Below are 22446 nucleotides of genomic sequence, written 5' to 3'. Positions count from 1 at the left end.
ACCGCTGGCCGTTTATCCGCCGTGGTGTAATGGCAGCACCTCTGATTTTGGTTCAGATAGTTCAGGTTCGAGTCCTGGCGGCGGAGCGAGCAACATCATTCGTGCATACCGTCTTCGCGTTACCGCCTGAGGAGCTCAATGCCTGTGCAGACCGCCGTGGTCGTTCTCGCTGCGGGTGCAGGTACCCGAATGCGGTCGAAGACTCCGAAAGTTCTGCATCCCCTCGCCGGCCGCACCATGCTCGCGCATGCCCTCCACGCGGCCGCCGACCTGGGTCCCGACCACCTGGTGACCGTCGTCGGACACGATCGCGAACGAGTGACCGAGGCCGTCCAGGACCTCGCGGCCACCTTCGGGCGCACGATTCACACCGCAGTCCAGGATCGCCAGCTCGGCACCGGACATGCCGTGCAGTGCGGCCTGGCCGCATTGCCCGACGATTTCGAGGGCACGATCCTCGTCACCGCCGCCGACGTGCCCCTGCTCGACGGTCACACTCTCAAAGCTCTGCTCGACGAGCACCTGAGTGCCCCCAGGCCCGCTGCCGCCACGGTGCTGACCTTCGTCCCCGACGATGCCAACGGCTACGGCCGTATCGTCCGCACCGACGACGGCGAGGTGGCCGAGATCGTCGAGCACGCCGACGCCACCCCGGCCCAGGTGCTGATCGGCGAGGTCAACTCCGGCGTCTACGCGTTCGACGCCGTGGCGCTGCGTACCGCCCTGGGCAAACTCAGCACCGCGAACGCCCAGCACGAGCTGTATCTGACCGATGTCGTCAAGATCAGCAAGGCCGACGGCAAAGCCGTCTACGGCACCCAGCTCGCCGATCCCGATCTGGTGGTGGGCGTCAACGACCGCGTCCAGCTGGCGCACGTCACCTCCGTGTTGAACCGTCACATCGTCGAACGACACATGCGGGCCGGCGTCACCGTCGTCGATCCGTCGACCACCTGGATCGACATCGACGTCACCCTCGGCGCGGACGTCCGCATCGAACCCGGCGTCCAGCTCCACGGCAAGACCCACATCGCCGACGACGCGGTCGTCGGACCGGACTCGACCCTGCGTGACGTCGAGATCGGCGAGCGCGCGTCGGTCGTGCGCACCCACGCCGAGCAGGCCGTGATCGGACCGGATGCCACCGTCGGACCGTTCACCTACCTGCGTCCCGGCACGGTCCTGGGCGAGGGCGGCAAACTCGGTGCCTACGTGGAGACCAAGAACGCGACGATCGGCCGCAACACCAAGGTCCCGCACCTCACCTACGTCGGCGATGCCACGATCGGCGACCACAGCAACATCGGTTGCTCCAACGTCTTCGCCAACTACGACGGTGTCAACAAGAGCCGCACGGAAATCGGATCCCATGTGCGGACCGGTTCCGACTCGACGTTCGTCGCTCCCGTTCATGTGGGCGACGGCGCTTACACCGGTGCAGGAACAGTGGTTCGGGACGATGTTCCTCCCGGCGCGCTGGCCGTCTCCGGTGGCAAGCAACGCAATATCGAAGGCTGGGTCATCGACAACAGGCCCGGAACCGAAGCTGCGAAAGCAGCGGCGCTCGCAGATCGTGATCGGCAAGAACAAAAGGACGGCGAAGAGCAGTGACCACCCCTAATTGGATCGACAACCAGAAGAACCTGATGTTGTTTTCTGGTCGAGCACATCCGGAGTTGGCCGAGCAGGTCGCCAAGGAACTCGGGATCGACGTCACCCCGCAGACCGCGCGTGACTTCGCCAACGGCGAGATCTTCGTTCGCTTCGAGGAGTCGGTCCGCGGATCGGACGCCTTCGTGCTGCAGTCGCATCCGTTCCCGCTCAACACGTGGCTGATGGAACAGCTCATCATGATCGACGCGCTCAAGCGCGGATCGGCCAAGCGCATCACCGCGATCCTGCCGTTCTACCCGTACGCGCGTCAGGACAAGAAGCACCGGGGACGCGAGCCCATCTCCGCTCGTCTGGTCGCGGATCTGCTCAAGACCGCCGGTGCCGACCGCATCATCACCGTCGACCTGCACACCGATCAGATCCAGGGCTTCTTCGACGGCCCCGTCGATCACATGCACGCACACAGCCAGCTCGCCGATCACATCCGGGCGACCTACAGCCTCGAGCACATCACCGTGGTCTCCCCCGACTCCGGCCGCGTGCGCGTCGCCGAGAAGTGGGCCGACTCGTTCGACGGTGCGCCGCTGGCGTTCATCCACAAGACACGTGACCCGTTGGTGCCCAACCAGGTCAAGTCCAACCGCGTCGTCGGTGACGTCGAAGGCCGCACCTGCATCCTCATCGACGACATGATCGACACCGGCGGCACCATCGCCGGTGCCGTGAAGGTGCTCAAGGAAGCCGGAGCCGGTGACGTCGTCATCGCCGCCACCCACGGAGTTCTGTCCCACCCGGCCGCCGAGCGGCTCGCGAACTGCGGTGCCAAGGAAGTCGTCGTCACCAACACCCTGCCGATCAGCGACGAGAAGCGCTTCGCAACGCTGACCGAGCTCTCGATCGCGCCGCTGCTGGCTCGCACCATCCGCGAGGTCTTCGAAAACGGCTCCGTCACAAGCTTGTTCAACGGCAGCGCATAGCCTTTTCGGGTCACTCCGCAGGCTCCACTGCCGACCTTCGGGTCTGTTTCACTCCGCCCCGCCCACTCTCCGTCCGCTCTGCATGAACTACGTCACGTCCGTGACCGGAACCTGCAGCTCGCGAGACGGGGGTGTGCGGGGCGGGTTTCGTTGTCACCTAAGATGACTCGTCGTGATCGACGCAGACTCTCCCCACGGCCCGGCTGGAACTACTACGGTCAGAATTGCCCGATGGACGCCGGGCGGGTGCGTCTGGTGCGGTAGCACCGACAGCGTCGAGGACTTCCGAAACGAGCCGCGCTGTGGTCTGTGCCGCGAGAAGGAAGCCGTCATCGACGAGGCCAAGCACTTCATCGGGATGTACGGCCTGCGGCCCCTGGGCGGCACGCTGGCGTCCGAGGACGAGGAGGAGCGCGAGTACCGCGTCACCGCTCGGGATGCGCGTGAGGTGCTCAACCGCATTCGGCTCGAGAAGCTGCCCGATCCTGCCGCCGTCCGCAAAGCCTTGCGCCCCAGGGCCGCTGCCGCGGGCAACGCACCGGCCTCCACGACGTCCGGAACGCCCGCGAAGGCACCGACGAAGAAGTCGCAGGCCGGCGTCACCGGGATCGATGCGATCGAACTGCAGTCCCGTGTGCAGAAGTTGCTCGGCCAGCTCACCTCCGTCGACGAGCAGATCAGCGCGCTCGACGGCGTTCAGGGCCTGCCGGCACGTGCGCGCATGAAGGATCTCGAACGGCAGCGCACCACTGTCCTGTCGACTCTGGCCGCGCTCGAGAAGGCTCGTCGCCGCACCAACTGATCCACGTAGTCTGATCGAGTGCTGCGCAAGCGTTCGATCTCACGGCAGGTGCTCGACGTCGCCTACGCCGTCGTCTTCGTTCTGCTCATGATGCCGTCCACGCTGGACGGCCCGTACGGTTCCGCAGGCTTCGGCGTCCTGGTCGGTTTCGGCGTCGCGCTGGCAGTTCGGCGACGGTCACCGCGACTGTCGTTAGCACTGGCCTGGGTGCTGGCCGTCGTGCAGATGATCAGCGGGGTACTCCCCCTCTCGGCGGACATCGCAATCTTCGCGATTCTGTACTGCTCGGCCGCGTACGGCGACAACGTGCTTCGACGCCTCGGGCTCGCTTCGGCCGTCGCCGGTGGCGTGATAGCGGCTCTGTACCTGGCGTTCGTGGACGGCAATCCGTTCGGCCCGGCCACGGAAGAGGGCTTCCAGGAACCCCGACTCCTGCAGTTCGCCTTCCTCCTCGTCGGCCTGTGGGCGATGCTCGGGTTGTCCTGGGCCCTGGGTCGCTTGGCCTATGCCCGGCGCACCGCCATCGAATCCGCACACGCACGTGAGCTCGCCGAAGTGCATCAGGCCCGCGCCGAACACGAAGTGGCAATCGAGCAGGAGCGCAACAGAATTGCCCGCGACATGCACGACATCGTGGCGCATTCGCTCGCCGTGGTGATCGCGCAGGCCGACGGTGCACGCTATGTGCGCGCCGTCGACCCCGCTGCCGTCGACACTGCCCTGACGACCATCTCCGACACCGCGCGCGAGGCGCTGTCCGACGTTCGGGTGTTGCTCGGACAGCTGCGCCACAGTCAGGGCGATCTCCCGAACCCCACCCCCGACGATCTCGAGCGTCTGTTCGATCAGATGCGAGCCACCGGCCTGACCATCGACTCCTCGATCGACCCCACCGAGGTGTCGTTGGGCGCCGGGACGCACTTGGCGCTGTATCGCATTGCCCAAGAATCGTTGACCAACGCCCTGCGGCACGGTGATCCGGACCGACCGGTGACCGTGACCATCGAATCCGATTCTGCCGGCATCGAACTGACGGTGCGCAACAGCGTTCTCCCCGGGCGTTCGAGCCCCGAATCCTCCGGTCACGGTGTCGCAGGAATGAAAGAACGCGCCAGCCTCGCCGGTGGCATGTGCACCGCGTCCGGCGACGGCTCGTCGTGGACCGTGACTGCCTGGCTTCCTGCCGCCGGATCGTCCACGAAGGGAATCGACTGATGGCCGATCGAATCAAGGTGGCACTGGTCGACGACCAGCAACTGTTCCGGGCGGGCATTCGCATGCTCATCTCCTCGCAGGCCGATCTGGAGTTCGTCGGTGAGGCGGGCAACGGGAAGGAAGCCGTCGAGCTCGGCGCGTCGGCACGTCCCGACGTGATGCTCATGGACGTCCGGATGCCTGTGCTCGACGGTATCGCCGCGACCGAGCAGATCGTGGCCGGATCCGATACTCCCCCGCGGATTCTGGTGCTGACGACGTTCGACCTCGACGAGAGTGCGGCGCGAGCGATTCGTTCGGGGGCAAGCGGATTCGTACTCAAGGATGCCGACCCGGAATTTCTGCTCGCGGCGATCCGGACGGTTCATGCAGGCAACTCGGTGATCGCCGCGTCGGCGACGACGGGTCTGCTGGCGCATTTCACGCCGACACCGGTGGTGCCGAAGGTGCCGGCCGAGTTCGCCACCCTCACCGCGCGGGAGAAGGAACTCTTCCGACTCACCGCCCGCGGGCTGAGCAACTCCGAGATCGCCGAGATGGAATTCCTCAGCGAGGCGACGGTGAAAACGCACATCAGTCGCATCTTCGCCAAGCTGCACCTGCGTGACAGAGTGCAGTTGGTGGTCTACGCATTCGAGCACGGACTCACCGGAGACTGACACCGAAGTCATCCTGTAGATGTACGACGCAGAGACTCGCGCCTGATTACTCCGGTCCTGCGAATTCATAGCGTTGTGGGCATGACGATCACAGCAGGCCCTGTTGCCCGGGCATTCCAAGTCAGCAAACATTTCGGTGACTCGACCAATCCGGTGAGCGCCCTCGACAACGTCTCTCTCGACATTCACGGTGGCCAGTTCACTGCCATCATGGGGCCGTCCGGTTCCGGCAAATCGACCCTGATGCATGTGATGGCGGGATTGGACAACGCCAGCTCGGGTCATCTGATGCTGGCCGGTGCAGACATCACCTCGGCCAACGACGACGCTCTGACCACGCTGCGACGCAAGCAGGTCGGCTTCATCTTCCAGTCCTTCAATCTCGTTCCCACCCTCGATGTTCGGGGCAACATCCTGCTGCCGTTCGAGCTCGACGGCCGTGCACCCACCGCCGAGGAGGCGGCCTGGATCGAGCAGCTCATCGACACCCTGGGGTTGCAGGCGCGGGTGAACCACCGGCCGCATCAGCTCTCGGGTGGGCAGCAGCAGCGCGTCGCGATCGCCCGCGCGCTGGGGACCCGTCCACATCTGATCTTCGCCGACGAACCCACCGGCAACCTCGATTCCCGCACCGGCCGTGAGGTTCTCGGCCTTCTCGCCGCGGCGGTGCGCGAGTACGGCCAGTCGATCGTGATGGTCACCCACGACCCCATCGCGGCAAGCTACGCCGATCGCATCGTCTTCCTCGCCGACGGTCACATCGTCAACGAACTGGGACGTTCGAGTGCAGAACAGATTTCGAGCTACATGCTGGGAATGGAGCACGCATCATGAAGGCAGGTGGGTTGACGTCGGCTCAGGCGTCGAAGGAGCACGGTGCCAGTCTGCTGGTGACCTCGCTCGCGTCGTTCTTCGGTGTGGTGTTGATTCAGGCCACGGCCTTTCTGGTCGACATCTTCGGGGATACCGACGGTGCTGCCGTCACTGCGCTGTACAGCGTGGCGCTGGTGTTCATCGGTCTCGCACTGTATGTCGCGGCGGTGGTCACCTCGAACACGTTCGCGACGATCGTCGCGGGCCGCACCCGCACCATCGCTCTTCTGCGCTTACTGGGTGCACGGGCGCGTGACCTGCGTCGATCGGTGGCCAGGGAAGGCTTTCTCGTCGGATTGTTCGGTGGTGCACTCGGTTTGGTTGTCGGTATCGGAGCGAGTCATCTGGCCCGGGCCGTTGCGGTCTCGGCGGGGCAGCTGCCGGATGTGCAGTACACGTCCGTCCAACCGTTGGTGAGTCTGCCGGTGGTCATCGTGGTGCTGACGACGACCCTCGCCTCTTACGTCGGGTCTCGAAAGGTGCTGGACGTGACTCCTGTTCAGGCAACCGGGGGTGCCGTGGACACGGGAGTGGAGGCTCCGCGGTCGCGTCGAATCAGGACGGGCATGTCGATCGTGCTGATCGCCGGCGGAGTGGCACTGCTCGGGCTCGGAATCCTGATCGGGATGGTGAACCCGACGGGTGTGCTGGTCGCGTTCCTCGGCGGCGTCGCCTCGTTCACCGGCATCATGGTCGGTGCCTATCGAATTCTGCCCGCAACGCTGAGGCTGGTCGGAAAACTGTTCGGACGCGGACCTGCAGCAAGACTGGCCTCGGCCAACGCAATTCGCTATCCGGATCGCAGCACCCGTACCGCGGTTGGATTGCTGATCGGGGTGACGCTGGTGACCACGTTCGCGGTCGCGATGTACAGCTACCGGTCGATGCTCGTCAACGAGTTCGACGAAGCCTCCGTCGACCAGGTCCTCACCGTGACAGTGGGAATCATGACCGGACTCATCGGCTTCTCGGCCGTGATCGCGGCGGTCGGGATGGTGAACAACCTGCTGCTGAGCATTCTGCAGCGCACCCGGGAGATCGGTCTATTGCGTGCACTCGGATTCACCCGCAAGCAGATTCGGTCGATGATCGTCTCGGAGAGCAGCCAGATGGTGGTCGCCTCGATGGGCTTCGGGCTGATCCTCGGCATCGGATACGGCTGGGCCGCAGCACAATCGCTGCTCGGCTCACTGGATTCACGCGGACTCACGGCCCCCACTCTGCCGTGGGCCGTCATCGCCGGAACCGTGCTGTGCGGTGGCCTCCTCGCACTCGGGGCATCACTGACTCCGGCACGACGGGCTAATCGAATTTCGCCGGTGGTCGCGTTGGCGGATGCCTAGCCTCGTGTTCGACAGTGCTGGGTGATGCCCGCCGGGCAGGGTTGCGCACTATCGCCGCCGATCGACGGGATTCCGTCGATCGGCGATCGTTGTGTGCACTGGTGCCCACTCTGCCGGGCACTGCCTGTGGATAACGTCATCGAGGTATCCACAATTGCGAGATTGCCACTGTTGCAGAGGCTCCCCAGACGCAACGGTGTAGCCATGGGGGTTTACACAGTGCAGCAATTGGTGGCGCAAGGGCTCAGTACGAGCGGCATTTCGAGACGATCGCGGTCGGGGGAGCTCGTGTGCCTGCTGCCGAAGGTCTACGCGACGGAGAAACCGGACTACCTCGGACTGTGCACCGGTGCGCTTCTGTGGAAACCGGACGCCGTGTTGAGCCACGAAAGTGCGGCCTGGTTGTGGGGACTGATCGACTACGAACCGCGACTCGTCTCTGTCACGGTGGCCCCGAACGTCCAGTCGAGATCGGTGCCGTGGGTTCGAGTTCATCGCCGACGCCTCGTCGAGGTCCAGCTCCACCGAGGCCTGCGAGTGATGTCGCTGGAGCAGACGTTCGTCGACGTCGCGACCTCGTTGTCGACGCCCGATCTCGAGAAATTCTTCGACGACGCCATCGACCATCATCTGCCGTGGCGACGGGTTGCCGCACTGTGTGACACGTCGAAGGGAATGCACGGGATGGCTTCCGTCCGGAAGCAGCTTCGAACGTGCTGCCCCAGAACACGATCAGAGCCGGAGCGCGTGGTAACGCGGGCGTTGACAGCCCGCAACTTCACGATGGAGATCAATGCGCGCGTCGGAAAGTTCTACGGCGACCTGGTCGACTTTTCCGCACGAGTGATCGTCGAAATCGATGGCCGAGAGTTCCACACGGATCCCGCCACGTTCAACAACGATCGTCGACGCCAGAACGAGTTGGTGCTCGATGGATGGTTGGTGCTGCGCTACTCGGCGGCCACAGCGCTTGCCGACCTCGATCGCGTCGTGGACGAAATCATCGCCGTGGTGCGGCGTCGTCGGAAGTCGATCGCAGCAACGGACCGTCGACTCCCGTGAATACGCGGCTGCAGCGGGCAGGGTTGCGCACTATCGCCGCCGATCGACGGGATTCCGTCGATCGGCGGTCGTTGCGTGCACTGGTGCCCACTCCGGTGGACCCGCTACCCGTCCTTGCGCGCAAGAATGAGTGCGAAGCGGGAATCGGCGTCGGACCAGAGATGTTCGACGCCGAATCCCGCCGCAGCGAGTTCTTCCGTGATTCCCTCCGGCCGGAATTTCGCCGAGATCTCGGTGCGCAGATCCTCACCGGCGTCGAAGTGCACGTGCAGATCGAGGTCGGCGAGGTACACCTCCTGCGGCGCGTTGGCCCGTAGCCGCATCTCGATCCACTCCTGCTCGGCATTCCAGAGCGCGACATGCTCGAAGGCATCGGGATCGAAGTTGCCATCCAGGCGAGAGTTGATCACCGACAACACGTTTCGATTGAACTTCGCGGTCACCCCTGCGGCGTCATCGTAGGCCGGAACGAGAACCTTCGGGTCGATCACCAGGCCGACACCGAGCAGCAGGTGCTCACCGGAATCGAGGGCGTCGGCGATGGCTCCGAGAAACTCCCGGCGTTCCTCGGGGATCAGGTTGCCGAGCGTTCCGCCCAGGAATGCAATCGTACGAGCCTGGCCGCTGGGCAGATTGTGCAGCGTGTCGGTGAAATCGCTGACGATGCCGCGCACCTCGAGCGCCGGGAATTCGTGCGAGATCTGCTCGATGGCACCTTCGAGGGCCGTGACGGATACATCCTGCGGTACATAGGTTTCGAGCGACCCATGCTTCACCCCGGCAGAGAGCAGGATTTTCGTCTTCTCCGACGAGCCGGAGCCCAGCTCGATCAACATCGTCGATCCGGTTGCTTCGGCGACGTCCAAAGCATGCTCCTCGAGGAGGGCGCGCTCGGTCCGCGTCGGGTAGTACTCCGGCAGCACCGTGATCTGCTCGAAGAGCTCGCTGCCCAGCGCGTCGTAGAAGTACTTGGGCGAGAGCCACTTCGGGTCGGCAGTGAGACCGTCCCGCACGTCCTTACGCAACTCGTCGAGCAATGCTGTGTCGGCCAGATGTACGTCCACCGTGCTCATGACGCTCCTTTATGATTCCAGGCTGGAAATGGTGAGATCGGTTGTCGTGGCGACGACCATGCGTCGGTCGTCGATGAAAATCCAGTCGGGTCGATCGTCGAGGGGTTCGGAGGCGATCGTCACCGAATCCTCGGTCCGCAGAACCGACAGCGAATGATGCACCGCCGTGGCGTACATGCTCTCGCCGTCCGACAGCAGAAAATTCAGGCGCGCCCTGGGCGAGGTTGCGAAAACCCTGCAGACCAACATGCGCAGTGCCGACTCGGGATCGTGGGTGCGCAGCAGGGTCTGCAGCACGACCCACAGAGCGGCGGCATCGGTCGGCGCAGGTAACGCAAGCGCGTCGACGGGCGGCACCTCCGACCACAGGTCGGCCATCGACTGCGGCCAACCGAACACCACACCGTTGTGGCTGAACGCCCAACGGCCGTCGGTGAAGGGTGCGCATGCGGTGCGCTCCACCGGCATTCCCACGGTCGCCGATCGCACCGCCGCGATCACCGACGTCGAATCGATCTGCGACAGAACATCGTCCACCGCCGGATCGGTCCAGATGGGCATGGGATTTCGGTAGCTGTGCGCGGCTGCGTCGCCGTCCCACCACGCGACACCGAACCCGTCGGCGTTGATGGTGCCGCCGCCGCGCATGTCGCTGGGGGCATACGCCTGCACACGGAGACTGTGTTCACCGTCGGTGAGCACTCCCCCGACGGACGTGCGGGGGCCGAGATACCCGAGATGACGGCACATTCAGCTGGACTCGACGTCGCGGGCCAACCGGAATCCACTGAAGATCTGGCGGCGGATCGGGTGGTCCCAGTTACGGAACGTGCCCCGGCACGCCACCTCGTCGGTGCCGAACGACCCGCCGCGCAACACCTTGTAGTCGCCGCGGAGAAACACCTCGGAGTACTCGGCGTACGGGAAGGCCTCGAAGCCGGGGTACGGCTCGAAATCGGAGGAGGTCCACTCCCACACGTCACCGATGAGTTGGTGCACGCCTGCTGCAGAGGCACCGTCGGGATACGCGCCGACGTCTGCCGGTTCCAGATGCCGTTGATTCAAATTGGCATGTGCCGCAGTGGGTTCGGCGTCGCCCCACGGGTAGGCGTTGCTGGAGCGGGTCTCGGCGTCGAATCGCGCAGCCTTCTCCCATTCCGCCTCCGTCGGCAGACGCTTGCCTGCCCACCGCGCGTAGGCGTCGGCCTCGAACCAACACACGTGCACGACGGGCTGATGCGGTCGCACCGGACGGCGCACTCCGAAACTCCGACGCCACCAGGTGCCGTCGGAGTCGGACTCCCAGAACTGCGGCGCGGTCAGGTTCGCGTCGACGCGATGCTGCCACCCCTTGTCGGTCCACAGCTCGCGGCGTTCGTAACCGCCGTCGGCAATGAACTCCATGAACTGCGCGTTGGTGATCGGGGCCCGATCGATGGCGAACGTCGGTACGTGCACCGTGTGAGCCGGTCGCTCGTTGTCGAGGGCCCACGGGTCGAGCGAGGTCCCCATCGAGAACGGGCCTCCGGCAATGACGGCCTCACCCGACACCGGGGTGGCCGAACTGGGAGGCGCAGGAGCGGTCAGAACCGCTGGTCCCGAACGTAGTTGATGGGTCGCGAGCATGGTCTCGTCGTGTTGCTGCTCGTGCTGGGCGATCATGCCGAACGCGAAGCCATGTTTCTCGACCGGTCTACCCTCGAAAGTGCTGTGGTCGAGCACATCCCAGGCCTTGTCACGGACGGTCTGGACATAGACGCGTGCCTCGTCCGGAGTGAGCAGCGGAAGCGACGTCCGCGAGGAACGAGAGTGTTTGAAGGCGTCGTACAGCTCGTCGATGTCGGGACGCACCGGATCGCGACCACCGACATCACGGACGAGCCAGAGCTCTTCCTGGCTACCGATGTGGGCGAGATCCCAGACCAGCGGGCTCATCAACGGCGAATGCTGCGACATCAGTTCGGTCTCGTCCACGCAATCGGTGAGCGCCGCACTGCGGGCTCGGCTGCGCGTGAGTACCGTTTCTATTCTGCTCCTGAGTTGTTCGGCGCTCACACCGATTCCTTTCGAGTCCGAAGTTCCCGTGCCGCCGTGTCGAGTTCGCTCGGCGTCTCGCCGGCACTGCATCGTCGAGACGCTGCCGACAGGTGGTCGGAGAACTCGCCACCGACCTCCGCTGCGAGGTCGAGCAATTCGGTTGCGGCTCTGCGGAGCTCGCGGTCTGCCAGCCCTACGCGGGCCGCGTCGAGCCACCGTCCCGCCGTCCCGCCGCCGATCTCGGTGGCTCGGGCCACCAGCTCGGGTGTGGACAGCAGCGCCTCGAACGCCGCCGCCGGAACCACCCACTGCCCGTCCGGCTGCGCGTCGAGATAGCGAATCTCGAAGTGCCCGCAGGCACGCACCTGAGGGAACAGGGTAGTCAGGTGGTAGTCGAGATCGCTGTAGGTCGGCGGGCGTCCGACGATGCCGGGATTGTCCACCCACTGCGCGAACGTGGTGCCCTGCGGCGCTTCCCAGTTCTGCGTGACGCCTTGGATGCAGAGCAACGGAACGTCGAGCGCCCACCGGGCGTAGTCGGTGATCGGGTCGCCGGTGTTGGGCACCGACGTTCTGCTGGAATCGGTTCTGCTGGAATCGAGTTCGAGCCAGGTCCGCATCCGCTGGGATGCCCAGCGTCCCGCGGGTGCGCCGGAAAGTTCGGGAGAGCGAGCGAACGCAGCCACGAAGGCAGGACCGATGACATGAAGCATGTGCCAGCGCGAGGCGACCTCGGCACGATCACGACCCGCGTCGACGCTCACTTGAGCCGCTGCGGTGTTGCACATCATCAGCTTTCCGAAGGGGCCGATGGTGGTGAACCGATTCTCCATCGCGCAGTACCGCGGTAGCACGAGGAGACGTTCGGGTGCCCGAGCAGTATCGGCCGGAACGGACGCGATGTCGATGCCGGCCTTACCGAGAATGTCCCGCAGCAGCCGCGCATCGGCGTCGAGCATCGGTGCGAGTTGGGAAACGGATAGATAAGGCGAACTGGACAATTCGACCTGACCGCCGGGTTCGACGGTGACGATACTGCCGCCCGGCAACGACAGGGCGGGTGACTCGGGATCGATACTGCGCGGGGAGTGAACACCGAGCGCAGCGGCCAGAGCTGGGAGGGTCGGACGCGTTCCGTCGTCGAGGGCGGTGAGCCACTCGAGTTCGGCACCGATGAGAGCCGGTGGCCCCAGCTTGAAACACACCTTCGATACATATGCCTCTGCTGCCGGGCGCGAGCTCAGCCCGAGAGACTTCTCGTTGGACGACACTCATTCCTTCTTTCCGCACTCAACACGTTCTCCGCTCGGAGTACGTACCCAGCCGCGGGGATCGAAAACGCCGCGATCCCTCGTCTGATCGAGGCTACCGATTGTGGAACTCTGGTGCCCGAGAGTTCGCTACCGAAAGGACGACCGATGCTCGATCACGACCGCATTCGACGCGACACCCCCGGTGCGTCGGGCCGGGTCTTTCTCGACAGCGCCGGATCGTCTCTACCTCCGAGCGTCGTCCTCGATACCGCGATCGCGCACCTGCGCCGGGAAGCGGAAATCGGTGGCTACCGGGCCGCGAACGAACGACTCGATGATCTCGCCGCGGTCAAGACCTCGATCGGAACCTTGATCGGAGCCCCGGCGTCGAGCATCGCATTGAGCGATTCTGCGACCCGGGCCTGGACAGACTTCTTCTACTCGGTGCCGCTGTCTCCCGGTGACCGAATACTGCTGTGCGAGGCCGAATACGCCAGCAACGCGATCTCCGCCCTCCACCGCGCCGAGGTCACCGGCGCAACGGTGGAGATCGTCCCGAGTGACGAATCGGGACGTATCGACGTACACGCACTGGAATCGATGCTCGACGACCGGGTGAAACTGATCTCGGTGGTGCACGCCCCCACCAACGGCGGACTGATCAATCCGGCCCGTGCCGTTGCCGATCTCGCGCACCGCCACGTCGCACTGGTCCTGCTCGACGCCTGCCAGTCCATCGGGCAGATGCGCATCGACGTCGAGGAATTGGGAGTCGATGCCCTCTCGGCCACCGGCCGCAAATGGCTGCGCGGCCCCCGCGGAACCGGCTTCCTCTATCTGCGACCGGGATTGGCGTCGACGCTGCATCCGCCGGCCCTCGACCTGCACAGCGCTCAATGGGTGGACCGACAGACGTATCGAATGGCCGACGATGCCACGCGATTCGAGTTCTGGGAATGCGACGTCGCGGCCAGACTCGCGCTCGGGGCGGCCGTCGACTATCTCCTCGAGCTCGGTGTCGACCAGGTCGAGGAAGCCGTTGTCGAACGTGCCGAATACCTGCGGGCCGGGCTCCGGAAGATCCCCGGAGTGACCGTGCACGACCTCGGCGACCGCAAGAACGGCATCGTCTCGTTCACCGTGGACGGCGAAGATCCCGTGGCCGTGCGCGACCGACTCGGGGAGCGCGGGGTGACCGTGACCGTCAGCCATCGCAGCTCGACGCGCCTGGACATGACCGGCCGGGGACTCGACGCGGTCGTTCGTGCATCTCCCCACTATTTCGTCACGTTCGCCGAACTGGACACGATGCTCGCTGCGCTCGCACGTGCATGAGACTTCGTCGCAGGGGTCGAAGTTTCGCTCACACGGGTTTTGCGGAGATACAGCCCGACGCCGACCGCTGAGACCGCGAGTCCACCGATTCCGAGCCAGGTGATCGCGTCGTCGAACATGAGCCAGGCCCACAGCATCGTCGTCGGCGGGGTCAGGTAGAGCAACACACTGGCGCGGGTGGGCCCGTTGCGACGCACCACGAACAGGTACGCGCCGTACGCACCGAAAGTCGAGAGCACGACCGTCCACGCGACAGCTGCCCAGAAGCCCGTCGTCATGGGCGGTGCGACATCACCGGCCAACGCGCTCCATGTCATGAAACCGGCTGCGCTGATAGAACATTGGATGGCCATCGCCAGCGCGATCGGCTCCTTCGGTGCCAGCACTCGTTGACCGATCGTGCCCATCGACAGAGCCAGCATCCCGGCCGCCGGTAGTAGGTAGACGGGCCAGGCGAGGTCGGCACCGGACATATCCCCCAGCACCACCAGCGAGACACCCGCGATGCCGACGACGAGCCCCAGACTCTGCCGCCCTCCGACTCGTTCGCCGAAGATCCGGCTCGATGCCGTCGCGACGACCAGCGGCTGCAGTGCGGCGATCAATGCGGCGACTCCCGGTGGCACTCCCATCCCGATCCCGGTGATCGTGGCACCGAGGTAGAGGAACTGACAGAAGAGGCCGAGGACCGCGTGGATTCGGATGGCATGCCAGGTGGGGGTCAGCCGCCGGTACCGGCACCAAGCGATCAGTAGCACCGCAGCCGCGACATAACGCCAGGCCAGCAGAGTGTGCGCGGGGGCTTCGGCTGTACCGAGTTCGGCTCCGATGAAGCCCGAACTCCACAGCACCACCAGGGCCGTACCTGCAACGGCGTCGACATTCGCTTTCATGCTGCGATGTAAACATACAGGTCTGTATACTTGCAGTGCACCTGCTTCTCACCAGCGCTTTCGGAAGGCAACCATGCTCGACAAGCCCCTCACCCCCGCCGGAGAACGCATCCTCGCCGTCGCCAGCGAGCTGTTCTACGCCCGCGGCATCCGAGCTGTCGGAGTCGACCTGATCGCGGAGGAGGCCGGCACCACTAAGAAGACCCTGTACGACCGATTCGGCTCCAAGGACGGCCTGGTGCAGCGATACCTCACCCGTCGATACGCTCTGTGGTGCGATCACGTGACGGAATTCGTCGATGCCCTCGAACCCGGCGACGCCCGCATCCTCGGGGTGTACGACGCCCTGGACGTCTGGATGCGCGACAACCATCGCGGCTGCGGATTCGTCAACGCCTTCGCCGAGTTCGGCGGCACCGACAGCCCGGTGCTCGCGATCATCGAGTCCGAGAAAGCCTGGACCAGATCGTTGTTCGCGCGACTGGCCAGCGAAGCCGGATATCCCGATGCCGAACAGCTGGGAACCCGGCTGTCGGTGCTGCACGAGGGCGCGGTGGTCATGGGGACGGCAGGAGCTCGCGATGACGCCATCGTGGTCGCGCGGGGCATCGCGTCGGATCTGCTCGCTGCGCTCGCAGGTGCACGACAGTAACTGCGGTCGTTACGCCGGCTCCACTCCGGGCTCGTAGCAGGGGTCGAGCTTCCACGCACGTGACGTGGTCGTGTATTGTTTCCCAGGTTGTCTCGGCGAGGGTAGATCCGAATAGTTCCGGATCCACCGTTATCGACGCGGCTCGGCCCCGTTGGCCGCGCTCGTTCGTGTCCGCCCCGACGAGCTTGACCGCCCGACGAAGTACGCCGCACGAACCACATTTATCAGGAGCATCCAGCACCATGGCATCGAAGGTAAACAATCTCACCGCGCTCGTCCGCACCGAATTCGGCAAGGGCGCTGCCCGCCGCACCCGTCGCGACGGCCTCGTTCCCGCCGTTCTGTACGGACACGCCACCGATCCCCAGCACCTCGCTCTGGACGCTCGCGCGTTCGCAGCCGTGCTGCGTAACGACGGCACCAACGCCGTGCTGACCCTCGACATCGACGGCAAGTCGCAGCTGGCGCTGACCAAGTCGATCGTCGTGCACCCGATCCGTCGCAGCATCGAGCACGCCGACCTCCTCGTCCTGAAGAAGGGCGAGCGCGTCACCGTCGAGGTCAACATCATCGTCGAAGGCGATGCAGCTCCGGGCACCCTGGTCGTCACCGACTCCACGTACATCGAGATCGAGGCCGACGCCCTGGAGATCCCGGAGAACTTCGTCATCTCCGTCGAGGACAACCAGATCGACACCCAGTACTACGCAAAGGACGTCGAGCTGCCCGAGGGCGTCACCCTGATGTCCGACCCCGAGCAGCTGCTCGTCAACGTCGTCGAGGCACCGTCCGAGGAAGAGCTCGAGGCAGACGGCGAAGGCACCGAGCCGATCACCGAAGAGGGCGAGGCCGAAACTCAGGAAGAGGCCGAGAGCCACGAGGATTCGGACGACGAGGAGAGCAAGGACAGCGACAGCTGATCTCTCTCCACCGACCGCGTACGACGCGCTGCTCCCACATCGGGAACAGCGCGTCGTTCGTTTCGAAGGCGTGATGCGACAATGACGAGCGTGAGTGTTGACCCCGTGAGTGCCGAAAGTACAGCGCCTGCCCTGATCGTCGGCCTCGGCAATCCCGGCCCGCAGTACGAAAAGACCCGCCACAACGTCGGTTTCATGGTCGCCGACGCCCTCGCCGGACGCATCGGCGGGGCGTTCTCCTCGCACAAGAAGTCCAACTCCGACGTCGTCCAGGCCCGCCTCGGTTCTCGCTCGGTGATCATCGCCAAGCCGCGGACGTTCATGAATCTCTCGGGCCAGCCGGTGGCTGCGTTGGCGCGATTCTTCTCGATCGAACCGGCGAACATCGTGGTGGTGCACGACGAGCTGGACATCGACTTCGGCGCTCTCCGACTCAAACTCGGCGGCGGCGAAGGCGGCCACAACGGGCTGCGCTCCATCTCCCAGCACCTGAGCACCAAGGACTACCTGAGGGTTCGCGTCGGCGTCGGACGGCCTCCGGGGCGAATGGATCCGGCGTCGTTCGTACTCAAGCCGTTCTCGGCTGCCGAGCGCAAGGATCTGGGCGTGGTCGTCGAAGAAGCAGCGGACGCCGCGGAACTCCTGCTCTCGGCCGGCTTGGAAGCAGCGCAGAACCGGGTGCACCCGCGCTGAAGCTCACACCCCTGTTGCACGGTGAGCGCCTGTTCTCACCTCCGAGCACACGCGCGCACCCCACAGAAAGGGTGTGAGGTCCCCGCCGTTCGTGTCAGTTCAACAGCGACGCCGAATTCGCCCGTCGCAGTTTGCCGCTCGACGTCTTCGGAATACTGCCCGGCCCCAACACCGCAACTGTTCGCGGTCGCACACCCACCTCCGAGTGCACCGCGTGGATCACCTCCCGTTCGATGCGTTTGACCTCGTCCGGCTTGTCGATGTCGTTGGTTTCCACTGCCACAGCGAAGCTTTCGCGCTTCTCACCGGCATCGAGCCGGATGGCGACGGCATTGCCCGGCCGCACACCGGCAACAGTGCCCGCGGCCCGTTCGATGTCGGTGGGATAGATGTTGCGACCACCCATGATGATGACGTCCTTGATACGTCCGCAGACGACCACCAGTTCGTCCTCGGTGATGTAGCCGACGTCGCCGGTATCGAGCCAGCCGTCCGCGTCGAGCGTCGACACCGGTCCTTCGACGGTGATGTAGCCGGGGGTGACGGCCTTGCCCCGCACCTCGATGATGCCCACGCCGCGGGCGGTGAGCACCTGTCCCTCTTTGTCGACGACGCGTCCCTCCAATCCGGGAACGAACTTGCCGAGCGTCGCGAGAGAACGGGTGTTGCCACGGGTCGACGGGACGGCGCGACCGAGGGTCTCGAGCAGGTCCGCGTCGACCACATCGATCACCTGCCCCTGGTCGGGATCCGGAATCGACACTGCGAGAGTCGTTTCCGCCATTCCGTAGACCGGAGCCAGAGCGAGTGGGTTGAGCTTGTACGGGGCCCCGGCCTCGGCGAGCGCGATCATGGTGTCCGGGTCGACCGGCTCGGCTCCGTTCCAGGCATAGCGCAGAGTGGACAGATCGAGATCCAGATCGTCCTCGGCCTGACGCAGCCGCCGCGCCAGCAGCGAGTACGCGAAGTTGGGTGCTGCGGTGACGGTTCCGCGGTACTTGTGAATAAGCTTGGCCCACAACAGCGGCGAGCGCAGGAAGTCCAGTGGAGTGATGCTGACGACCTCGGCACCGACCTGCATCGGCACCGACAGAAAGCCCACCATCCCCATGTCGTGGAACAGGGGCAGCCAACTGACCATAACATCGGAATCGACATCGAATTCGATGCGATCGATCATGGCGTAGGCATTGACGTAGAAGTTCTCGTGTGTGATCCGCACGGCCTTCGGCGAACCGGTCGAGCCGGACGTCAGTTGCTGCAGCGCGATGTCGGACTCGGCCGTCGGCACCGGATCGATATCGCGACCGGTCTTCATGTCCTCGATCTTCAGCACGGTGATGCCGCGCTCCTCGAGCACGGGTGCGGCGATATCGAACGGTGCCCCGAGAATCACGGCCTTGGCCTCGATCATCCGCACGACGGTCTCGGTGTCCTCGCCCCAGACGGCGAGGTCGGTCCGCGGAGTGGGCTGGTGCAGCATCGTCACCGATCCCCCGCGCATCCACGTCGCCTGGCACGCAGGCGCGATGTCCACCGGCTGACCGGCCAGAATCCCGATCGCGTCCCCGTGTTCGACGCCTGCGTCGGCCAGAGCCCCGGCCATTCGCCGCGCCTGCTCGTGGATCTCACCCCAGGACTGCCGAAGCGCCTCGTCGGGCTCGCCGGTGACCAGACCGTGCTTGCTGGTGCTCGCGGTCTCGAACGTCTCTTCGGTGAACTTGCTCAACGCACGTCTCCTCGTGAGGGATCTCCCGGCCTACCGTTCACAGTAGGCACTCCCGCCCCGACCGAGGGGAACAACGGGCCGCGTATCCTTTGATTTTGCCCCGGCCACTCTTTCGGTGCCGCCCTTGCTACGAGAATGAGGTCTTCGTGAGTACCCCGTCCAGCACCCCCGACGTCGACGCAACGCTCGAAGGGTCCGGACCGGCTGCGCTCGACGAGTCCGGGACCACCCGAGGCCAGGCCAAAGAGCTCGAGACCGAGGTCGCGAGGCGTCGAACATTCGCGGTGATCTCGCACCCCGACGCCGGTAAGTCGACGCTCACCGAGGCCCTCGCCCTGCATGCCCGTGTCATCTCCGAGGCCGGTGCCATCCACGGCAAGGCCGGCCGCCGCTCCACCGTCTCCGACTGGATGGAGATGGAGAAGGCTCGCGGGATCTCGGTGAGTTCGACTGCGCTGCAGTTCAATTACCAGACCTCACCCGACGCAGAGATCACCAACGTCATCAACCTCGTCGACACTCCCGGCCACGCCGACTTCTCCGAGGACACCTACCGCGTGCTGACCGCCGTCGACGCGGCCGTGATGCTGATCGACGCCGCCAAGGGACTCGAACCGCAGACGCTCAAGCTTTTCCAGGTGTGCCGGCAGTTCGGCATCCCGGTCATCACCGTCATCAACAAGTGGGACCGCCCGGGCCAGTCGCCGCTCGAGCTGCTCGACGAGATCGAGTCGCGAATCGGCCTGACGCCGACGCCTCTCTACTGGCCAGTCGGGATCGCCGGCGATTTCCGCGGCCTGCTCGACGTGCAGGACGGCAGCTACATCCGATTCACCCGCACCGCCGGTGGCGCGACCATCGCTCCCGAGGAATTCATGACGGCCGAGGCCGCCGCCGAACGTGAGGGCGTCGACTGGGACACCGCCGTCGAGGAGAGCGATCTGCTGATCTCGAGCGGTCAACAGCACGATCAGGAGATGTTCCTGGCCGGCCAGACGTCGCCGGTGATCTTCGGCTCCGCGATGCTCAACTTCGGCGTTCGACAGATTCTCGACACCCTCGTGGCCCTCGCGCCGTCACCCGGCCCGCGTGACGACGTCTCCGGCGGCGTACGCGAGGTCACCGACCCGTTCAGCGCCGTCGTGTTCAAGGTGCAGGCGGGCATGGACACCGCGCACCGCGACCGACTGGCATTCATGCGCGTGGTGTCCGGAGTGTTCGAGCGCGGCATGGTCGTCACCCACTCGCAAACCAAGAAGCCGTTCACCACCAAGTACGCGTTGACGGTGTTCGGTCGCGATCGTACGACCGTCGAGAACGCCTACCCGGGAGACATCGTCGGCCTCGTCAACGCGACCGCGCTCGCCCCGGGGCACACGCTCTACACCGACAAGAAGGTCGAGTTCCCGCCCATTCCGTCGTTCGCACCCGAGCACTTCTCGGCACTGCGCGTCGACAGCGCCGACAAGTACAAGAAGTTCCGCCGCGCCGTCGAGCAACTCGATTCCGAGGGCGTCGTTCAGGTGCTGCGCAACGACATTCGCGGCGACGCGTCCCCCGTGCTCGCCGCCGTCGGACCCATGCAGTTCGAGGTGGTCACCGCACGCATGAAGACCGAGTTCGGCGTCGACGCTCGAATGGAACCGCTCGGATACTCCCTTGCTCGACGCACCGATGCAGCCTCGGCCGTCGAACTGGGTCGCCAACGCGGTGTCGAGGTCTTCACTCGCACCGACGGCGCGCTGTTGGCACTGGTGAGCGACAAGTGGCGTCTGCAGTACATCCAGAAGGAAATGCCCGAGCTCACCCTCGAACCTCTCGTCGCCGCGGGTGATCAGTAGCAACCCGTGCTGATCGATCTGCTCGACGCAGAATTCTCCGTTCTGGGGCACCCGATTCTGTGGCGTGAGGTGGTCGGCAACGGTTTCGGCTTGCTCTCGGCGATCGGGGGGATGCGACGCGTCGTGTGGGCGTGGCCGGTGGGGATCATCGGAAATGCACTGCTGTTCACCGTTTTTCTCGGCGGCGTGTTCCATACTCCGCAGGCACTCGATCTGTACGGCCAGGCCGGGCGTCAGCTGATGTTCATCGCCGTGAGCGTCTACGGGTTGATGCGCTGGCTGCGCGATTCGAAGCGGTCCGGGGCCGCGGTTCTGCCGCGGTGGGGCACGGCGCGGGAGCGGACGGCGATGCTCGTCGTCGCGATCGTCGGCACGGTGGTGTTCGCGCAACTGTTCGGCTACCTCGGCTCGTTCGGCAAGTGGGCCGACGCGTGGATCTTCACCGGATCCATGCTGGCCGCCTTCGGAATGGCCCGTGGACTCACCGAGTTCTGGCTGATCTGGATAGCGGTGGACATCGTGGGTGTTCCGCTGCTGATCGTCGCCGGGTTCTATCCGTCCGCGGTTCTCTACCTCGTGTACGCCGCGTTCGTGGCCTGGGGATTCATTGTGTGGTTCAGGATCCAGAACAAGAACTTCGGTCAAAAAATGGCGTCGTAAACAATCGTGATGCTACTCTCAGCCTGTCCGAACAAACTTCGAGTACGTTTCTGCGTGCTCGACGCCGAGTAGCCCGTCCTGATCGATACCCGATCGTGACATCTCGGCGCGGAACCACCTGGGAATCACGATGAAGTGGAAAACGACATGACAAAGGGATCGAACTACCCATTGGCCGGGATCAAGGTCGGTGGCGCTCCCGCGCATCGTTTGGCGACGCCGCCGAAGTCCGACTCCGCTTCACCCGCCGGTGGCCGCACCGATTCTTCGGCGGCAGCGCCCGCCGAGAAGGCGGTCGAGACCCTGTCCACCGAGAAGTCGGAGGCAGTGGTCACGTCCACCGAGAAGGCGTCCGCAACAACGCCTGCACCAGCAACGTCGTCCGACACGGATTCAACGACCCCCCGCGCGGATCGACGTCGTCCAGAGAAGCCCGCCACGGAATCGAACGAGGTTGAAGTGACTACAAGCGATCAGATCTCAGAACACGGCCTGCCCACCAACGGCCGCTCCACGTCTCACGGCTCCACCGCCTCGCCGTCGCTCGGGCGTGGCCAGGGACCCGACCGTCGCACCGCCATGGGTGTCGCCTCGGTACGCATCGCGGGACGCTTGACCCAGAACGAGCTCGGCAGCCGCACCGGCGACATCCGCACCCCCGACACCTCCGTCGGCCCCGACGAGCTGCTCCAGCTCCTCGGCGAATACCTCGTCTCGGGTGGCCTGCAGAACCCCGAGATCCACGTGCGCTCCAACGGCCAGACCATCGTGCTGGACCTGCAGAACCCCGCCAAGGGCTACCGCTGACCCGTACC

General features: G+C 65.0%; 21 protein-coding genes and 1 tRNA gene. 16 read left to right on the top strand and 6 right to left on the bottom strand.

The window, feature by feature from the left end:
• Positions 1–15: 15 nt before the first annotated feature.
• From R4P47_RS01450 to R4P47_RS01410, 9 genes are all read left to right on the top strand, one after another.
• Positions 16–86, top strand: a tRNA-Gln gene (locus R4P47_RS01450).
• A 52-nt stretch (positions 87–138) separates the two neighbouring features.
• Positions 139–1611 carry a bifunctional UDP-N-acetylglucosamine diphosphorylase/glucosamine-1-phosphate N-acetyltransferase GlmU gene (gene glmU / locus R4P47_RS01445; protein ID WP_094670508.1) on the top strand — a complete coding sequence of 491 codons (1473 nt, stop codon included), beginning with the start codon at positions 139–141 and terminating at the stop codon, positions 1609–1611.
• A complete protein-coding gene (locus tag R4P47_RS01440; RefSeq protein WP_121870612.1) occupies positions 1608–2591 on the top strand; it encodes a ribose-phosphate diphosphokinase in 984 nt (327 codons plus the stop codon). Before glmU ends, R4P47_RS01440 begins: the two co-directional genes overlap by 4 nt.
• Before the next feature lie 172 nt (positions 2592–2763).
• The gene (locus tag R4P47_RS01435; protein WP_231893907.1) at positions 2764–3393 is read left to right on the top strand and encodes a hypothetical protein; all 630 of its coding nucleotides are present in this window, start codon (positions 2764–2766) and stop codon (positions 3391–3393) included.
• An 18-nt stretch (positions 3394–3411) separates the two neighbouring features.
• A complete protein-coding gene (locus R4P47_RS01430) occupies positions 3412–4608 on the top strand; it encodes a sensor histidine kinase (protein ID WP_317532653.1) in 1197 nt (398 codons plus the stop codon).
• Positions 4608–5267: a response regulator transcription factor gene (locus R4P47_RS01425; protein WP_317532652.1), complete on the top strand. Its 660-nt coding sequence runs from the start codon at positions 4608–4610 to the stop codon at positions 5265–5267. Before R4P47_RS01430 ends, R4P47_RS01425 begins: the two co-directional genes overlap by 1 nt.
• A gap of 81 nt (positions 5268–5348) precedes the next feature.
• A complete protein-coding gene (locus R4P47_RS01420; protein WP_317532651.1) occupies positions 5349–6101 on the top strand; it encodes an ABC transporter ATP-binding protein in 753 nt (250 codons plus the stop codon).
• Positions 6098–7483 (top strand): ABC transporter permease, encoded by a 1386-nt coding sequence (locus R4P47_RS01415; protein ID WP_317532650.1) that lies wholly within the window; start codon positions 6098–6100, stop codon positions 7481–7483. The genes R4P47_RS01420 and R4P47_RS01415 overlap by 4 nt, the downstream gene beginning before the upstream one ends.
• 204 nt (positions 7484–7687) lie before the next feature.
• Positions 7688–8545 (top strand): DUF559 domain-containing protein, encoded by an 858-nt coding sequence (locus R4P47_RS01410; RefSeq protein ID WP_317532649.1) that lies wholly within the window; start codon positions 7688–7690, stop codon positions 8543–8545.
• Between the two features lie 104 nt (positions 8546–8649).
• On the opposite strand, the gene egtD is transcribed toward R4P47_RS01410, so the two are convergent.
• From egtD to egtA, 4 genes are read right to left on the bottom strand one after another with little or no spacing between them, the layout of a single operon-like run.
• Positions 8650–9618, bottom strand: coding sequence for an L-histidine N(alpha)-methyltransferase (egtD, locus tag R4P47_RS01405; protein ID WP_317532648.1), 969 nt, complete (start codon positions 9616–9618; stop codon positions 8650–8652).
• A gap of 9 nt (positions 9619–9627) precedes the next feature.
• Positions 9628–10368 (bottom strand): ergothioneine biosynthesis protein EgtC, encoded by a 741-nt coding sequence (gene egtC / locus R4P47_RS01400; RefSeq protein WP_317532647.1) that lies wholly within the window; start codon positions 10366–10368, stop codon positions 9628–9630.
• A complete protein-coding gene (gene egtB, locus R4P47_RS01395; protein ID WP_317532646.1) occupies positions 10369–11673 on the bottom strand; it encodes an ergothioneine biosynthesis protein EgtB in 1305 nt (434 codons plus the stop codon).
• On the bottom strand, positions 11670–12926 hold the full coding sequence (egtA, locus tag R4P47_RS01390) for an ergothioneine biosynthesis glutamate--cysteine ligase EgtA (RefSeq protein ID WP_317532645.1): 1257 nt from the start codon (positions 12924–12926) through the stop codon (positions 11670–11672). Before egtA ends, egtB begins: the two co-directional genes overlap by 4 nt.
• A 147-nt stretch (positions 12927–13073) precedes the next feature.
• Here egtA and R4P47_RS01385 point away from each other — a divergent pair, with 147 nt between their 5' ends.
• Complete coding sequence (locus R4P47_RS01385) at positions 13074–14243, top strand: aminotransferase class V-fold PLP-dependent enzyme (protein WP_317532644.1); 1170 nt, start codon at positions 13074–13076, stop codon at positions 14241–14243.
• On the opposite strand, the gene R4P47_RS01380 is transcribed toward R4P47_RS01385, so the two are convergent.
• The gene (locus R4P47_RS01380) at positions 14186–15136 is read right to left on the bottom strand and encodes a DMT family transporter (RefSeq protein ID WP_317532643.1); all 951 of its coding nucleotides are present in this window, start codon (positions 15134–15136) and stop codon (positions 14186–14188) included. The genes R4P47_RS01385 and R4P47_RS01380 overlap by 58 nt on opposite strands.
• Positions 15137–15209: 73 nt before the next feature.
• Between R4P47_RS01380 and R4P47_RS01375 the strand changes: the two genes are divergently transcribed.
• From R4P47_RS01375 to pth, 3 genes are all read left to right on the top strand, one after another.
• A complete protein-coding gene (locus R4P47_RS01375; protein WP_317532642.1) occupies positions 15210–15788 on the top strand; it encodes a helix-turn-helix domain-containing protein in 579 nt (192 codons plus the stop codon).
• Positions 15789–16030: 242 nt separating this feature from the next.
• Positions 16031–16708 (top strand): 50S ribosomal protein L25/general stress protein Ctc, encoded by a 678-nt coding sequence (locus R4P47_RS01370; protein WP_317532641.1) that lies wholly within the window; start codon positions 16031–16033, stop codon positions 16706–16708.
• A 105-nt stretch (positions 16709–16813) separates the two neighbouring features.
• On the top strand, positions 16814–17401 hold the full coding sequence (gene pth, locus R4P47_RS01365) for an aminoacyl-tRNA hydrolase (protein ID WP_317783930.1): 588 nt from the start codon (positions 16814–16816) through the stop codon (positions 17399–17401).
• Between the two features lie 94 nt (positions 17402–17495).
• Here the strand turns inward: pth and R4P47_RS01360 are convergent, their stop codons facing one another.
• Positions 17496–19130: a fatty acyl-AMP ligase gene (locus R4P47_RS01360; protein ID WP_317532639.1), complete on the bottom strand. Its 1635-nt coding sequence runs from the start codon at positions 19128–19130 to the stop codon at positions 17496–17498.
• A gap of 146 nt (positions 19131–19276) precedes the next feature.
• On the opposite strand from R4P47_RS01360, the gene R4P47_RS01355 reads away from it, so the two are divergent.
• From R4P47_RS01355 to R4P47_RS01345, 3 genes are all read left to right on the top strand, one after another.
• Complete coding sequence (locus R4P47_RS01355; RefSeq protein ID WP_037192020.1) at positions 19277–20971, top strand: peptide chain release factor 3; 1695 nt, start codon at positions 19277–19279, stop codon at positions 20969–20971.
• A 6-nt stretch (positions 20972–20977) separates the two neighbouring features.
• The gene (gene pnuC / locus R4P47_RS01350) at positions 20978–21631 is read left to right on the top strand and encodes a nicotinamide riboside transporter PnuC (protein WP_317532638.1); all 654 of its coding nucleotides are present in this window, start codon (positions 20978–20980) and stop codon (positions 21629–21631) included.
• A 147-nt stretch (positions 21632–21778) separates the two neighbouring features.
• Positions 21779–22438, top strand: a complete 660-nt coding sequence (locus tag R4P47_RS01345; RefSeq protein ID WP_269594658.1) for a hypothetical protein — start codon at positions 21779–21781, stop codon at positions 22436–22438.
• The last annotated feature ends 8 nt before the right edge of the window (positions 22439–22446 follow it).

It is taken from the genome of Rhodococcus sp. IEGM 1370 (assembly GCF_033142325.1).
Taxonomy (GTDB): Bacteria; Actinomycetota; Actinomycetes; order Mycobacteriales; family Mycobacteriaceae; genus Rhodococcoides.
This window is presented reverse-complemented; position numbering and strand designations above follow the sequence as displayed.

Bases quoted from the DNA above. Each gene is read 5' to 3' on its own strand.
- egtD (WP_317532648.1), bottom strand. From the start codon at position 9,618: ATGAGCACGGTGGACGTACATCTGGCCGACACAGCATTGCTCGACGAG.
- R4P47_RS01375 (WP_317532642.1), top strand. From the start codon at position 15,210: ATGCTCGACAAGCCCCTCACCCCCGCCGGAGAACGCATCCTCGCCGTC.
- R4P47_RS01415 (WP_317532650.1), top strand. From the start codon at position 6,098: ATGAAGGCAGGTGGGTTGACGTCGGCTCAGGCGTCGAAGGAGCACGGT.
- R4P47_RS01370 (WP_317532641.1), top strand. From the start codon at position 16,031: ATGGCATCGAAGGTAAACAATCTCACCGCGCTCGTCCGCACCGAATTC.
- R4P47_RS01420 (WP_317532651.1), top strand. From the start codon at position 5,349: ATGACGATCACAGCAGGCCCTGTTGCCCGGGCATTCCAAGTCAGCAAA.
- R4P47_RS01345 (WP_269594658.1), top strand. From the start codon at position 21,779: ATGACAAAGGGATCGAACTACCCATTGGCCGGGATCAAGGTCGGTGGC.
- glmU (WP_094670508.1), top strand. From the start codon at position 139: ATGCCTGTGCAGACCGCCGTGGTCGTTCTCGCTGCGGGTGCAGGTACC.
- R4P47_RS01410 (WP_317532649.1), top strand. From the start codon at position 7,688: ATGGGGGTTTACACAGTGCAGCAATTGGTGGCGCAAGGGCTCAGTACG.
- R4P47_RS01380 (WP_317532643.1), bottom strand. From the start codon at position 15,136: ATGAAAGCGAATGTCGACGCCGTTGCAGGTACGGCCCTGGTGGTGCTG.
- R4P47_RS01385 (WP_317532644.1), top strand. From the start codon at position 13,074: ATGCTCGATCACGACCGCATTCGACGCGACACCCCCGGTGCGTCGGGC.
- egtC (WP_317532647.1), bottom strand. From the start codon at position 10,368: ATGTGCCGTCATCTCGGGTATCTCGGCCCCCGCACGTCCGTCGGGGGA.
- R4P47_RS01425 (WP_317532652.1), top strand. From the start codon at position 4,608: ATGGCCGATCGAATCAAGGTGGCACTGGTCGACGACCAGCAACTGTTC.